This is a genomic window from Spirosoma migulaei (assembly GCF_054776855.1).
This window is the reverse complement of record NZ_BAAHBG010000001.1, coordinates 158,976-173,690: the sequence shown is the minus strand read 5'-3', so window position 1 is coordinate 173,690 and position 14,715 is coordinate 158,976. Positions and strand designations below refer to the sequence as shown.

Below are 14,715 nucleotides of genomic sequence, written 5' to 3'. Positions count from 1 at the left end.
CAATGAATAAAGAATAATGGATAATGTAAAATTAGCAATGGTCAATTAAAATCTCCTGGTTATCAATCCATTATCCATTATCCATTATCCATTATCCATTATCCATTATCCATTATCCATTTACAAAAAAAAACCAAAACCCTATGAATCGATCGTTTCCAAACCCCTGATTTTCTAAAAAACGCTGGTCATGCGATCAACATGAACCAGCGTCAAGTATCCAGAATCCCATCGGGCAGACCGCGAATCGTGCTCCGACGGGAAGGATCATTTTGCCGATTGTCCAATCAAACAAAACTCTTAAAGGTATGAAAAAAAGAGAACCTGTACGTACAGGCAACTCGCCCAGCCAGCATGCTCGTTTATTTCTGCGGCTTATGAATTTATCACTCGTTCAACTCGTCCTGATGATTGCCTGTACGAGTCTGTCCATTGCATTCGATGGCAAGGGGCAGGAATTGATGAACCGTCCGGTTACGCTGAAAGTGGAGGGACAACGGCTCCGCTCGGTGCTGACGCAAATCGAAAAACAAACTGCCGCCCGGTTTGTCTATAGCTCAAAAACAATCAACGCCGATCGGCTCGTTACGCTTACGATTACCGATAAGCAATTAAATGACGTTCTGACCGAACTTCTTAAACCACTGAAACTAACCTACCGATTAGTGGGTGGCCAGATCGTGCTGGAGACTGACGATGCTGCCCATACGCTTGTCAGTCCATCTAGCGAAGCGGTTGATCAAACCGTATCGGGCACGGTAACCGACGAAAAAAACGCTGGTCTACCGGGCGTTAGTGTTGTCGTGAAAGGTACCAACCGTGGTTCGACGACCGATGCGAATGGAAAGTATAAACTCACAATACCCGACGGTAACGGGGTAGTGCTGACATTTTCTTTTGTTGGCTACCAGAGTCAGGATGTAGCGGTGGGTAGTCAAACGACGCTCAACGTGTCTATGACGCCCGACGTAAGCGCATTGGACGAAGTTGTTGTGATTGGCTATGGGGCCGTTCGTAAAAAAGATCTGACGGGTTCGGTTGTTCAGCTTAAGGGCGAACAACTGAAAGAAATTCCAACATCCAATGTACTGGAAGCAGCACAGGGTAAAATTGCCGGGGCCGACATTACCCGAAGCAGTGGTCAGGCAGGTGCCAAAGTGAACATCACGATTCGTGGCAACCGCTCCATTGGGGGTAATAACTCACCGCTGATTATTGTGGATGGCATTCAGTACAGCAATCTGGAGGATATCAATTCCAATGACATCGAAACGATGGATGTACTGAAAGATGCCTCGTCCACGGCTATCTACGGTTCGCGGGGTTCCAACGGGGTTATTCTGATTACTACCAAAAAAGGCAAAACAGGCAAACCAGACATTTCCTTTAATGCATACTCGGGTATTTCGCAGGTAACGATGTATCCGAAAGCGATGGATATCACCGCGTTCCGGGATTTTAAACGGGAAGCCTGGCGGGCGGGCGGGGTCTGGAAAAGTCCAGCCGATGATGCTGCCATTTTCACCAACGTAGCGGAATACAATGCGTTGCAGAACGGCGTCTGGACCGATTACCAGGATGCTCTCATTCACAATGGCCTGCAACAGGATTATCAGGTTGGCATTCGGGCCGGTACCGACCGCCTGAAATCGTACGTTTCTGTTGATTATTACAATGAAAAGGGGATTCTGAAACTGGATGAACTGAAGCGCTACACCGGCCGACTCAATGTCGATTTTACCGTTAACGACTGGATGAAAATCGGACTACAAAGTCAGCTTACCTATTATAACCAGAGCGTACGGAGAGATCCGCTGAACCAGGCCAATAAAATCAGTCCCCTCGGTTCTCTGTATGATGCGAACGGCAATTTCAATTACATCATGCTGGATGGCCAAACGGCGAACCCACTTTCGGATGAGCAGCCTAATGTCTTCAACAACACGGTATTAACGACTCGTGTCTTAACGAACGGCTATCTGGAATTAACGCCCATTAAAGGGTTGATGATTCGGAGTACGCTGGGCGTTAACCTCGCTTCTGTACGGGATGGAGCTTATTCGTCGCCGAAATCGATTGATCGCTCACTGTCAGGAAAGTCGCTCGCAACCTATAATACCAGCAGTAGCCGAAGCCTTAACTGGGAAAACGTGGCCACTTATCAGCGCACGTTGGGACAGCACGCTGTAACGCTGACGGGTATTGCCAGTTACCTGAGCAATTCATCCGACAATGCCTCGGCTTCGGGTGTTAATCAGTTGCTGCCGTCGCAGTTATTTTATTCACTGGGCAGCGCTACCGAGGAAATCAAGATTAATTCAGCCTACTCCCAGAACAACCTGGTGTCGTTTGCCGGTCGGTTGAATTACGCGTTTCGGGATCGGTATTTGCTAACGGTAACGGCTCGGGAAGATGGTTCGTCGAAACTGGCTGTAGGCAATAAATGGACATTTTTCCCATCAGCAGCTTTTGCGTGGCGCGTTATCGACGAAAAGTTTATGCAGGGTGTTAAGGGACTGAGCGATCTGAAAGTACGGGCCAGTTATGGCGTGGCGGGTAATGATCCATCAGGGCCTTACGCTACGCAGACAACACTAACCCGGCTCGCCTTCGGTTACGATGAAGTGGCCGCTCCGGCCTACACTTTTTCCCGGAACGTCGGCAATATGGAATTAGGCTGGGAACTATCGTATACCAAAAATGTAGGCCTCGACTTTGGGTTGCTCAATGGCCGGATCAATGCCTCTGTTGATTATTACGATACCCGTACGCAGGACTTACTGCTAGACCGTGGTTTGCCACCAACAACGGGCGTAACGACTGTTAAGCAAAACATCGGCAAAACGCGGAACCGCGGTATCGAAGTATCGTTGGGAAGCACCAACATTCGAACCTCCAGCCTAAGCTGGACCAGCAACGTTACCTTCACCAAAAACAAGGAAGAGATTACAGAACTGGTAACGGGTGGCAACGACATTGGCAATGGCTGGTTCATCGGTTCGCCCATCAATGTGTTTTACGATTACGAAAAACTGGGTATCTGGCAGACGTCCGAAGCCGATCTGGCGGCCAAGTTATCGCCAACCCAGTTGCCGGGCGAGATTAAAGTCAGAGATCAGAACAACGACGGTAAGATTGACGCCGTTAATGATCGGATCATCCTGGGAAATCCTCGTCCGAAATGGAGTGGTGGTTTCGATAACACCGTCAAATTCAAAGGCTTCGATCTGAATGTATTTCTATACGCGCGTATCGGGCAGATGATTAACTCCGACCGCTCGGCCCGTTTCGACCAGCAGGGTGTTGGCAACAGTACGGCGGGGCTGGATTACTGGACACCCGAAAATCCTACCAATGCGTATCCACGACCCAACAAAAACGGTGGTCTGAAATACCTGTCGACCCTGGGCTATGTGGATGGTTCTTTCGCCCGGATTCGGAATATCACCCTGGCTTATAACGTACCGGCAAAAGTACTCCCCAAAGCCATCCGTGGGGTGCGGCTCTACGTGACGGGTAAGAACCTGGTCACCTTCACTAAGCTAAACTACGACCCGGAGCGGGGTGGTTCCGAAAACTTCCCCCTGACCAAACTCTATGTATTTGGCCTGAACGTCAACCTATAACCCAAAAATTTCGTATCGATCATGAACGCATTTCTTTTAAAAACGGGGTTATTGACACTGTCTCTGCTTACCCTTTTCTCGTGTAACGATGTCCTGGAGGAATATAACCCCAGCGGCCTGACCGCCGAAACGGTGTACACCACCCCCGAGGGCTTTGAAACCTTAGTCAACGCGGCCTACACCTATCAGCGCTGGTGGTATGGCAAGGAAGAAGCGCACAACATCGCCGAAACCGGCACCGACATCTGGACCAGCGGATCGGGTGAAACCGACCGGGGACTTACTCAGTACCTGAACCTTCAGGGTAGTGATGCCTATTTGACTACGGAATGGCGCGAGTTCTATGCTGCCATTAATCTATGTAACGGGGGTATAAACCGCATCGATAAAGCGGGGCTGTCGGCTACTTTGCGGCCCATCCGGGAAGGTGAACTTCGGTTTCTGCGTGCCTTCTATTACTGGCATATCGTTGAAACCTGGGGTGGGGTTCACTTCACGACTGAGGAGACCAATGGCATTGTTTCAACGGCCAATCGCACACCCGTTGAAACATTTTACAACCTGATTTTTGAAGATTTGAAAATAGCCGTTGCCAACCTGCCCGTTACTCAGCCACAATACGGTAAAGTGACCAAAGGAGCTGCTCAGGCGTTTCTGGCCCGGATGTACCTAACACGGGGCATGAACAAAGAAGCCCTGGAAATGGCGCAGGCCGTAATCGCAAGCAATACCTACAAACTGGAAGCCAATTACGCCGACCTCTGGAAGATGAGCAATCTGAAAACCAAGGAGGCTATTTATGTCGTGGATTATTCGGCAAACCTGGCTCTCGATGACCTGGCCAATACGACCTTCAACCCCTACGGACACAGCCGGGGCAGCAACAACGCGCACCTGTTGTACCTCATGAAATACGACGACCGACCCGGTATGGTACGTGACATCCTGAATGGCCGTCCGTTCAACCGCTACATGCCTACCCGCTTCCTGCTGGATCTGTACAGCGACGATGACGCTCGTTACGAAGGTTCGTTCAATGAAGTATGGTATGCCAATTCAACCACTCGTCCTGCCGGCATGAACCTGGGCGATACGGCGGTGTATTGCACCCGGAAAGAAATTCCCGATGCGTTTGAGGCTACCCGCAAATACCAGACGTATGACCGAAGCAAGATTTACAATGCCAACGGAACCGTAAAAGACAACCTACGCTACCCAAGCCTGTCGAAATTTATGGACCCGACCCGGCCTAGTCTGAACGAAGCCCAAAGCGCCCGTGATGTGTTTGTTATCCGCCTGGCCGAAGTCTACCTGATTGCTGCCGAAGCCCAGATGAAGTTAGGGAACTTGCAGGCCGCTGCCGATTACATCAACGTATTGCGCACCCGGGCTGCGAAAGCAGGTAAAGCGGCCGCCATGCAGATTACGTCGACACAGGTAACGCTCGATTTCATTCTGGACGAACGCGCCCGCGAACTGGCCGGAGAGCAAATCCGCTGGTTCGACCTGAAGCGTACTGGCAAGCTGGTGGAACGTGTTAAAGCCTATGCGCCTGATAATGCCGTCAATATCCAGGATTATCACGTCCTGCGTCCCATTCCGCAAACGCAGTTGGATGCCGTAACCAACAAAACAGAGTTTGCCCAAAATCAGGGGTATCAGTAGACAATAGAATGAATGATGGATAATGGACAATGAATAATGGATAATGGATAATGTAAAATGGGTACCCAAATGGCCATTATTCATTATTCATTATTCATTATTCATTATTCATTATCCATTACTATATAGCATGAACCGAAGCCGCTTTCTCCAACTCACTGCCTCACTCGGCCTTACCGCTTTGCTGGCGTTTACACCCCCGCCCGGCAAAATCACCGTCTACCTCATCGGCGATTCGACCATGTCGATCAAGGACGTGAAGGCCTATCCCGAAACGGGTTGGGGAATGCCATTTGCCCATTTTTTCAATGAAAGCGTAACCGTTGATAATCGGGCGATGAATGGCCGCAGTACCCGAACCTTCATTGAGGAAAACCGCTGGCAACCCGTAGCCGACAACCTCAACGAAGGCGATTATGTACTGATTCAGTTTGGCCATAACGACGAGGTAAAAACCAAGAAAAGCTATACCACCGAAGACGAGTTCAGGAAAAACCTGATTCGATTCATCACCGAAAGTCGGGCCAAGAAAGCCAATCCGGTACTCATCACCCCCGTTGCCCGACGCCAGTTTGATGCCGCCGGAAAGATAGAAGGCACCCATACGCTTTATTCCGAACTGGTGCGGGCTGTGGCCAGTGAATACAAAACCCCACTGATTGATTTAGACAAACAAAGTCAGGAACTTCTGCAAACCTTCGGCCCCGAAAATTCTAAACTGCTCTTTCTCCAGCTAGCACCCGGCGAACACCCAAACTACCCCGATGGTAAAGTAGACAATACGCACTTCAATGAACTCGGAGCCCGCAGAATGGCCGAGTTAGTATTGGCTACTATTCGAACGTTAAAATTGGATCTGGCCGATCGGGTTGTGAAACGAGAAACGAAATAGCAGGAATACCCAACCAACGTTTTGCACTTTATCCATTTATTGCGATAACCCAGGAAAGGAATTTACCAGAAGCGTATAAATGTTTTTTAGAACGAGTTATGTAAACTAAAAATTCATCCCTCAACAGTATATTGGCTTGCCTGATTAGCTTAAAGCACTAATTAGCTTATCCTGTATCACTATTTCGGGACGCACGCTTTACAACCCGTTGCCCTATGATTCATTATACACACCCGAACCGAATTCTGGTTGCATTAGATTGTATCATTTTTGGTTTCGATGGCGGAGAACTGAAGCTACTACTCATTAAACGAAACTTCGATCCCGAACGTGGCAAATGGTCATTAATGGGTGGCTTTTTGAAGGAAGAAGAAGACCTGGAGGCTGCCGCCCAGCGTATCCTGTATGATCTCACAGGGTTAACGAATAACTACCTCGAACAGTTACAAACCTTCGGCGCGATAAACCGTGATCCGGTGGAGCGAACCATTTCGGTCGTGTATTACGCGCTGGTCAATATTCAGGAGCAGGACGTCAATGCTATCAACGCGCATAATGCCTACTGGATTAACCTGAGTGAAAAGCCGGATCTGATTTTCGACCATAATGCGATGGTTGATCAGGCAATGCGTCAACTGCGATACAAGGCGGCCTTGCACGCTATCGGCTTTGAACTTATGCCCGATAAGTTCACCATTCCGCAGCTTCAGAAGGTGTACGAAGCCATCTACAACACCCAGCTCGACCGTCGGAACTTCAGCCGGAAAATTATGTCGACGGAACTCCTGACTGATACCGGAGAGAAAGACACGAACTCGGTGACCAAAAAAGGAAAGCTCTACAAACTAAACACCGAGAAATACCAGCAATACCTGACCGATTATGTCAGTTTCTTCCCGGAGTTAACGCTTTCATAATTCCTTAGGAAGCCGTCTAAAAACCCCTAAATCCCCTGAAGGGGACATTGCTCACTCTTAGATAAAGTCCCCTTCAGGGGATTTAGGGGTTTTTAGACGGTCCCAACAAATAATAATTGCATTTTCCATGAAAATAACACAAAAGCGCTGTAATATTGTGTCACAAACACACTATTCAACAAAACTGTAAGTCCCTGCTACTAAAACCGTACTTTTTAGTCAACCCGAGTACCCTTATCTATGAATAATCAATACGTTATCGGCGTCGATTTTGGTAGCGATTCGGTCAGAGCCTTAGTTGTGAATGCCCAAACGGGCGAAACCGTAGGAACGCACGTTCACGAATACACTCGCTGGAAACAGGGACTGTACTGCGACCCAGCCAGCTCGCAGTTTCGGCAGCACCCACTCGACTACCTCGAAGGACTAACGGAAACCATATCGGGTGCGTTAGCACAGGCTCCCGACGAAGTTCGCCAGCAGGTGGTAGGCATTTCCATTGACACCACGGGTTCTACACCCGGCCCCGTCGATGAAACCGGCCTCCCTCTAGCCTTACGGCCTGATTTTGCGGAGAACCCAAACGGCATGTTCATTCTTTGGAAAGACCATACCGCCAACGCCGAAGCAGAGGAAATCAATACCCTGGCACACCATTGGGATACGGATTACACCAAATATGTTGGTGGTATTTATTCCTCAGAATGGTTCTGGGCCAAGATGCTACGAACGCTCCGGGTCGATGAAGCCGTTCGTGAACACGCGTTTTCCTGGGTCGAACACTGCGATTGGATATCGGCGGTGTTGACGGGCAACACCAATCCGCTAACCCTCCGGCGCTCCCGCTGTGCGGCTGGCCATAAAGCGCTCTGGCATAGCGAGTTCGACGGACTTCCTTCCGATGAATTTCTGACTAAACTTGATCCGTTACTCAGTGGATTACGTGATCGGCTATTCACGGATACGTATACTTCCGATCAGGCCATGGGCAAGCTATCCCCTGAATGGGCAGAAAAACTGGGACTGTCGACAAACGTAGTGATCGGTATAGGTGCCTTTGATGCGCATATGGGCGCGATCGGTGCCGAAATTGAACCCTACGCCTTCGTGCGCATCATTGGCACCTCCACCTGCGACATTCTGATGGCCCCCAACGAGGAAATCGGCCACCGGCTTATTCGGGGAATTTGTGGCCAGGTCGATGGGTCGGTGGCACCGGGGATGCTCGGCCTGGAAGCAGGACAGTCTGCATTTGGGGATGTATATGCCTGGTTCGCCCGTTTGATTACCGGTCCGGTGCGCGAATTGCTGGGAGCAGAAGCCGCCGAAACGTTAAGCCAACAACTAATTCCACACCTATCGGCACAAGCCGCTAAGTTGCCCGTTACCGGGAATGATGTGATTGCGCTCGACTGGATCAACGGTCGCCGGACACCCGATGCCAATCACACGCTTAAGGCAGCCATTGCCGGATTGAACCTGGGTACCGACGCCCCCAAAGTGTTTAAGGCACTGGTCGAAGCAACGGCCTTTGGCTCCCGTAGTATCGTTGACCGGTTTATTGAGGAAGGTGTCCCCATCAAAAAGGTAATCGCCATTGGCGGTGTAGCCAAAAAATCGCCCTTCGTCATGCAAACCCTCGCCGATGTGCTGAATAAGCCCATCCAGGTAGCTAGTGCCGACCAGGCTTGCGCCCTCGGTGCGGCTATGTGTGCATCCGTAGCGGCTGGCGTTCACCCTACCATGGAAGCCGCCCAGCAAGCCATGGGTTCCGGTTTCGATGCCGAATACATCCCCCGCCCCGACAACGTGGCCGTGTACGAGACGTTGTATGCGAAGTATTTGAAATTGGGTGCCTTTATAGAAGGCAAATAACACAAGTGGTGTCAGGTTCTTCAACCTGACACAGAGCGGTTTCTGGGACGCCAGCCGGTCAAAACCGTCTGAATAAATGTAAAACGCGGTTTTGAGAAACCGCACACGTCAGCTTTAAGAAGCTGACACCACAAAAAACAGTATTATAATGATCGATTTAAAACAATTTGAAGTCTGGTTCGTAACCGGAAGCCAGCATTTATACGGGGAAGAAACCCTGAAGCAAGTTGATGCCCACTCGCTCATCATCGCCAATTTTCTGGGTGATAAAATACCGGTACGCGTGGTTTTTAAGCCCGTCGTGAAAACGCCGGACGAAATTTATGCCATTTGTCAGGAAGCCAATGTAGCGCCCAACTGCGTCGGTATCATTACCTGGATGCACACGTTTTCGCCCGCCAAAATGTGGATTCGGGGGTTGAGCGTCCTGAAAAAGCCACTGCTTCACCTGCATACGCAGTTTAACCGGGATATTCCCTGGAATGATATCGACATGGATTTCATGAACCTCAACCAGTCGGCGCACGGCGACCGGGAGTTTGGGTTCATCATGTCACGCATGCGTTTGAATCGCAAAATCGTCGTTGGTTTCTGGCAGGAGCAGGATGTGATCGACAAGATTGCTTCCTGGAGCCGGGTCGCAGTGGCCGCTTTTGAGCTAAAAACCATGAAAGTGGTTCGTTTTGGTGACAACATGCGGCAGGTAGCCGTAACCGATGGCGATAAAGTTGCCGCCGAAATGACCTTCGGCATGTCGGTGAATACGCATGGCATTGGCGATCTGGTAGCCGTTATCAATCAGGTGACGGACGCCGAAATCGACCGGCTCGTCGCCGAATATGCGGATAGCTACACGCTAATGGACTCGCTGTTGAAAGGTGGAGCACAGCATAGTTCCCTACGTGATGCGGCCAAGATCGAGATTGGCATGCGGGCCTTCCTGAAAGATGGCAATTTCACGGCCTACACCGATACGTTCGAAGATTTGCACGGCATGACTCAACTACCGGGTATTCCTTCGCAACGCCTGATGGCCGATGGCTACGGCTTCGGTGGAGAAGGCGACTGGAAAACGTCGGCGATGGTTCGCACGATGAAAGTGATGGCTGCTGGCCTGAAAGGCGGCAACTCGTTCATGGAAGACTATACCTATCATTTCGATCCGGTAAATCCATTGGTGCTGGGTTCGCATATGCTCGAAATCTGCCCGTCTATCGCGGCTGGCAAACCAACCTGCGAGATTCACCCATTGGGTATTGGTGGCAAAGCAGATCCTGTTCGCCTGGTATTTAACGCACCGGCTGGGCCAGCCATCAACGTATCGCTCATCGACATGGGCAACCGGTTCCGACTGCTGGTCAACGAAGTAGAAGCGGTTGAGGTGCCGGAAGCACTACCGAAACTGCCCGTAGCACGTGCCATCTGGAAACCCATGCCCGATATGCAAACCGGCTGTGCAGCCTGGATTCTGGCGGGTGGTGCCCACCACACGGTTTACAGCCAGAATCTGACGACCGATCAAATCGAAGACTTTGCCGACATCTTCGGTGTCGAATTAGTAGTCATCGACCGCAACACAAATCTTCGGCAGTTAAAGAACGAACTGCGCTGGAGCGAAGCCGCTTACCGGTAGCTTTAAGATAGCACGAACGAGGACGTTCGCGCTATCACAAGAAACCCAACCTTTTCCTATGAAAAAACAACTCCTAACCTTCCTTGTTGCCGGGAGCAGCCTGATGGCTTCAGCCCAGAACAAAGCGACGATCAATGCCAGCGAGGGCAAACACGTCATTAGTCGTCATATCTACGGCCACTTCGCCGAGCATTTGGGCCGTTCTATTTACGATGGTTTTTATGTGGGCGATGGCAACACGAAAATCCCTAATAAAAACGGGGTTCGGCTGGATGTGGTCGATGCACTCAAAAAGCTAAAGATTCCGAACCTCCGCTGGCCGGGTGGCTGTTTCGCCGATACGTATCATTGGAAAGATGGTATTGGTCCCAAAGCCAAACGGCCTAAAATTGTCAATACCTGGTGGGGTGGCGTTACTGAAGATAATAGTTTCGGCACCCATGATTTCCTGAACATGTGCGAACTCCTGGGAACGGAGCCGTATCTGGCCGGTAACGTGGGGAGCGGCACCGTACAGGAATTGTCGGATTGGGTTCAATATGTAAACTTTGAAAAGAACAGTCCCATGTCGAACCTGCGCCAGCAGAATGGCCGACAGGCTCCCTGGAATGTGCGCTATTGGGGTGTAGCCAACGAAGCCTGGGGTTGTGGCGGCAATATGAAACCGGATTTCTATGCTAACCTGTACCGTCAGTACAGCACCTTTATGAACAACCGGGTGGGCAAGGAACGTATTTTCAGGATTGCATCAGGAGCCAGCGACAACGATTATACCTGGACCGAAACCCTCATGAAAAATATTCCCGCCAGCATGATGGAAGGCCTGGCCATGCACCATTATTCAGTGCTGTCGTGGGGCGAGGGCAAAAAAGGTTCGGCTACGCAGTTCTCCGATCAGGAGTACTTCAAAACCATGCAACAGGCATTGCTGATGGACGAGTTAATCGAAAAGCACTCGGCCGTAATGGACAAGTATGACCCAGAGAAGAAAATAGCCCTGATCGTGGATGAATGGGGTGGCTGGTACAATGTCGAGCCCGGCACCAATCCAGGGTTCCTGTATCAGCAGAATACCATGCGCGATGCCGTTCTGGCGGGAGCCACGCTCAACATTTTCCATAAACACTGCGAACGTGTCCGCATGGCGAATCTGGCACAGGCCATCAATGTATTACAGGCGGTCATTCTGACCAAAGGCGACAAGATATTGCTAACGCCTACTTACCACGTCCTGGAAATGTATAATGTCCATCAGGATGCAACGATGCTGCCCGTTGACGTGAAATCGGACGATTTTGTTATGGATAAGGAAAAATTACCTGCCGTATCCGTTTCCGCGTCCCGCGATAAGGCCGGTAAGGTGCATATCTCACTCGTGAACATCGACCCGAACAAACCGCAGGATATTTCGGTGGATCTAAAGGGGTTAAAAGCCGCGGGCATCACCGGACGCATCCTGACCTCCGCCAACGTACACGATCATAATACGTTCGAGAACCTGACTAAAATCAAGCCGGTCGCCTTCAATGGTGCCAAACTCTCCGGCGATAATGTAACAGTAACCCTGCCGCCCGTTTCGGTGGTAGTGTTAGAACTTTAAAGAGTGAAAGAGTGAATGAGTGACAGAGCGAATCCGTGTCTCGAGTACTCATCCACTCTTTCGCTCATTCACTCTTTCGCTCTTTAACCATGTACACATCCTTAAAAGAAGAATGTTACGAAGCCAATATGCAACTCCCCAAGCTGGGCCTGGTGTTGTTTACGTTTGGCAATGTAAGCGCCGTAGACCGTGAACGGGGGGTATTCGCGATCAAACCCAGTGGCGTTCCCTACGACGAACTGACGCCTTACGACATTGTCATTTGTGACTACGATGCGAAGGTGGTTGAAGGCACGATGCGTCCGTCGTCGGATACGAAGACCCATGCCCTGCTCTACAAAACCTGGGAGAAAATTGGCGGCATTTCACACACCCACAGTACCCATGCGGTGGCCTGGTCGCAGGCGGGAATGGACATTCCTATTTTCGGAACCACCCACGCCGATCATACGCATCAGGACATCCCCTGCGCTCCCGCCCTGACCGACGAGATGATTCAGGGCGATTACGAGCACGAAACAGGCCATCAGATCTTTAATGCATTCGCGGAAAAAGGGCTGCTGTATACCGAAATGGAAATGGTGCTCCTGCAAAATCATGGGCCATTTACCTGGGGAAAAACTGCGGAGAAAGCCGTCTATAATTCGGCCGTGCTCGAAGAACTCGCTCGTATGGCGTACCTGACCTTGCAGATTAACCCAAACACACCCCGTATAAAAGACACCCTCCGGCTGAAACATTACGAACGCAAGCACGGGAAAGATGCCTATTACGGGCAAGGGTGTTGAGGCATTGATTCTATTTTTGTAGTAGTATAGCCGACAAACAGACTTTGTCTGTGGTGTCGGGTGGCGTACCACAGACAAATATCCATTTCCCAAACCCCTTACTCGTTCATGAAATTTTTGACTCAATTTTTATCTCTGGCCCTGTTAGCGGGTTGCGTGACCATGAATTCCTGCACTTCCAAAAAAGAAACAACCGAGCAAAAGCCGGGAATCGAAAAAGCCGCATACGGCCAACTGCCCGATGGCCAAACGGCTGATTTATACACGTTGCATAACGAATCGGGCATGACCGTCAGCATCACCAACTACGGCGGCATCATTGTGTCGCTAACGACGCCTGATCGAAATGGCAAATTTGAGGATGTTACCCTGGGGATGGATTCGCTGGCGGGCTACGTAAAAGGAGTACCTTATTTTGGTGCCTTAGTGGGTCGGTATGGCAACCGGATTGCCAAAGGGAAGTTTACGCTGGATGGCAAGCAATACACGCTCGTTACCAACAACTTTGGCAATCACCTGCATGGAGGTACCAAAGGGTTCGATAAAGTTCTCTGGACCGCCACACCCGTTGAAGGCGACGAACCTGCGCTCAAGCTTACCTATGTATCGAAAGATGGCGAAGAAGGTTATCCGGGCAATTTATCGGTAGAGGTAACGTATACATTGCAAAAAGATAACGCCCTCAAGATTGATTACCAGGCAACTACCGACAAGCCAACGGTTGTCAACCTGACCAATCACACTTACTTCAACCTCACTGGCGGTGCCAAGCGCGACATTCTCGACCACGTCGTGACGCTCTACGCCGACAAGTTTATCCCGATCGACAAAACGCTGATTCCAACGGGCAAACTACAACCTGTTGCGGGGACACCCTTCGATTTCACGAAGCCAACGGTTGTTGGTACGCGCATCAACGATTCGACCGACACACAGATCAAATACGGCGGAGGCTATGATCATGGCTGGGTGCTAAACGGTACAGGCGATTCGCTGAAACTGGCGGCTACGGTCTATGAACCCACCAGCGGACGCGTCATGGATGTGCGCACAACGCAACCTGCCATTCAGTTCTACACCGGTAACTTCCTGGACGGAACATTGACTGGTCGTGAGGGATTCCCCTACAAAAAGCGGTATGCTTTGTGCCTGGAAACAGAGCACTATCCTGATTCTCCAAACCAGCCTAACTTCCCAACAACGACACTGCGGCCTGGTGAGACCTACAAATCCACCACGATTTACCAATTCTCGTCGAAGAAGTAGATTTTTTAACCGCAAAGGGCGCTAAGGTTTCGCAAAGAACGCTAAGGGTATGTCCATTGCGTTCTTTGCGTTAATCTTAGCGCCCTTTGCGGTTAAAATCCAATGTCAGATTAACCCATTACCGAACGGGCTACTATACCCAGGGGTTACAATCCTGTGCTGGAACGACGGCTCCAGGCTATTGCTGATTATGGCAACTGGATTGCCGCCATCGGTGAGTCGGTGACGATATATTTGCTGGCTGTTGAAGCGCAGCAACCGATTATTAGTCCATAATTTCAATTTTGGATTCGGCATTTCCATTAACTCACCTCAGTACATTATGGCGACCAAATACCTTAGATTTCAACACATTGACAATCTTTTTGAGCTTATTCTTGTTGCTAAAAAAAATACGTTTGTATATTCGGCATAGTTAGAGATAACAAAGCGCCTTTGCCATGGAAGAGCTAA

General features: G+C 50.2%; 9 protein-coding genes. All 9 read left to right on the top strand.

The genetic code is table 11. From position 1 onward, the window contains the following. The first annotated feature begins 308 nt into the window (after nt 1–308). The 9 genes from ACYVGO_RS00625 to ACYVGO_RS00585 all read left to right on the top strand — a co-directional run bounded on the left by ACYVGO_RS00625 (nt 309) and on the right by ACYVGO_RS00585 (nt 14,262). Entirely contained in the window at nt 309–3,626 is a 3,318-nt protein-coding gene (locus ACYVGO_RS00625; protein ID WP_460966767.1) for a TonB-dependent receptor, read from the top strand. Nucleotides 3,627–3,647: 21 nt separating this feature from the next. Beyond that, nucleotides 3,648–5,291: a RagB/SusD family nutrient uptake outer membrane protein gene (locus tag ACYVGO_RS00620; protein WP_460966765.1), complete on the top strand. Its 1,644-nt coding sequence runs from the start codon at nt 3,648–3,650 to the stop codon at nt 5,289–5,291. A gap of 130 nt (nt 5,292–5,421) precedes the next feature. Next, a complete protein-coding gene (locus ACYVGO_RS00615; RefSeq protein WP_460966763.1) occupies nt 5,422–6,183 on the top strand; it encodes a rhamnogalacturonan acetylesterase in 762 nt (253 codons plus the stop codon). Nucleotides 6,184–6,398: 215 nt separating this feature from the next. Next, nucleotides 6,399–7,100, top strand: coding sequence for an NUDIX hydrolase (locus ACYVGO_RS00610; protein WP_460966761.1), 702 nt, complete (start codon nt 6,399–6,401; stop codon nt 7,098–7,100). A 240-nt stretch (nt 7,101–7,340) separates the two neighbouring features. Next, entirely contained in the window at nt 7,341–8,975 is a 1,635-nt protein-coding gene (locus ACYVGO_RS00605) for a ribulokinase (RefSeq protein WP_460966759.1), read from the top strand. A gap of 148 nt (nt 8,976–9,123) precedes the next feature. Then, nucleotides 9,124–10,608, top strand: coding sequence for an L-arabinose isomerase (gene araA, locus ACYVGO_RS00600; protein ID WP_460966757.1), 1,485 nt, complete (start codon nt 9,124–9,126; stop codon nt 10,606–10,608). A gap of 58 nt (nt 10,609–10,666) precedes the next feature. After that, nucleotides 10,667–12,208: an alpha-N-arabinofuranosidase gene (locus tag ACYVGO_RS00595; protein ID WP_460966755.1), complete on the top strand. Its 1,542-nt coding sequence runs from the start codon at nt 10,667–10,669 to the stop codon at nt 12,206–12,208. Nucleotides 12,209–12,297: 89 nt separating this feature from the next. After that, the gene (locus tag ACYVGO_RS00590) at nt 12,298–12,996 is read left to right on the top strand and encodes an L-ribulose-5-phosphate 4-epimerase (protein ID WP_142774013.1); all 699 of its coding nucleotides are present in this window, start codon (nt 12,298–12,300) and stop codon (nt 12,994–12,996) included. A gap of 108 nt (nt 12,997–13,104) precedes the next feature. After that, the gene (locus ACYVGO_RS00585; protein ID WP_460966753.1) at nt 13,105–14,262 is read left to right on the top strand and encodes an aldose epimerase family protein; all 1,158 of its coding nucleotides are present in this window, start codon (nt 13,105–13,107) and stop codon (nt 14,260–14,262) included. Nucleotides 14,263–14,715 lie beyond the last annotated feature (453 nt).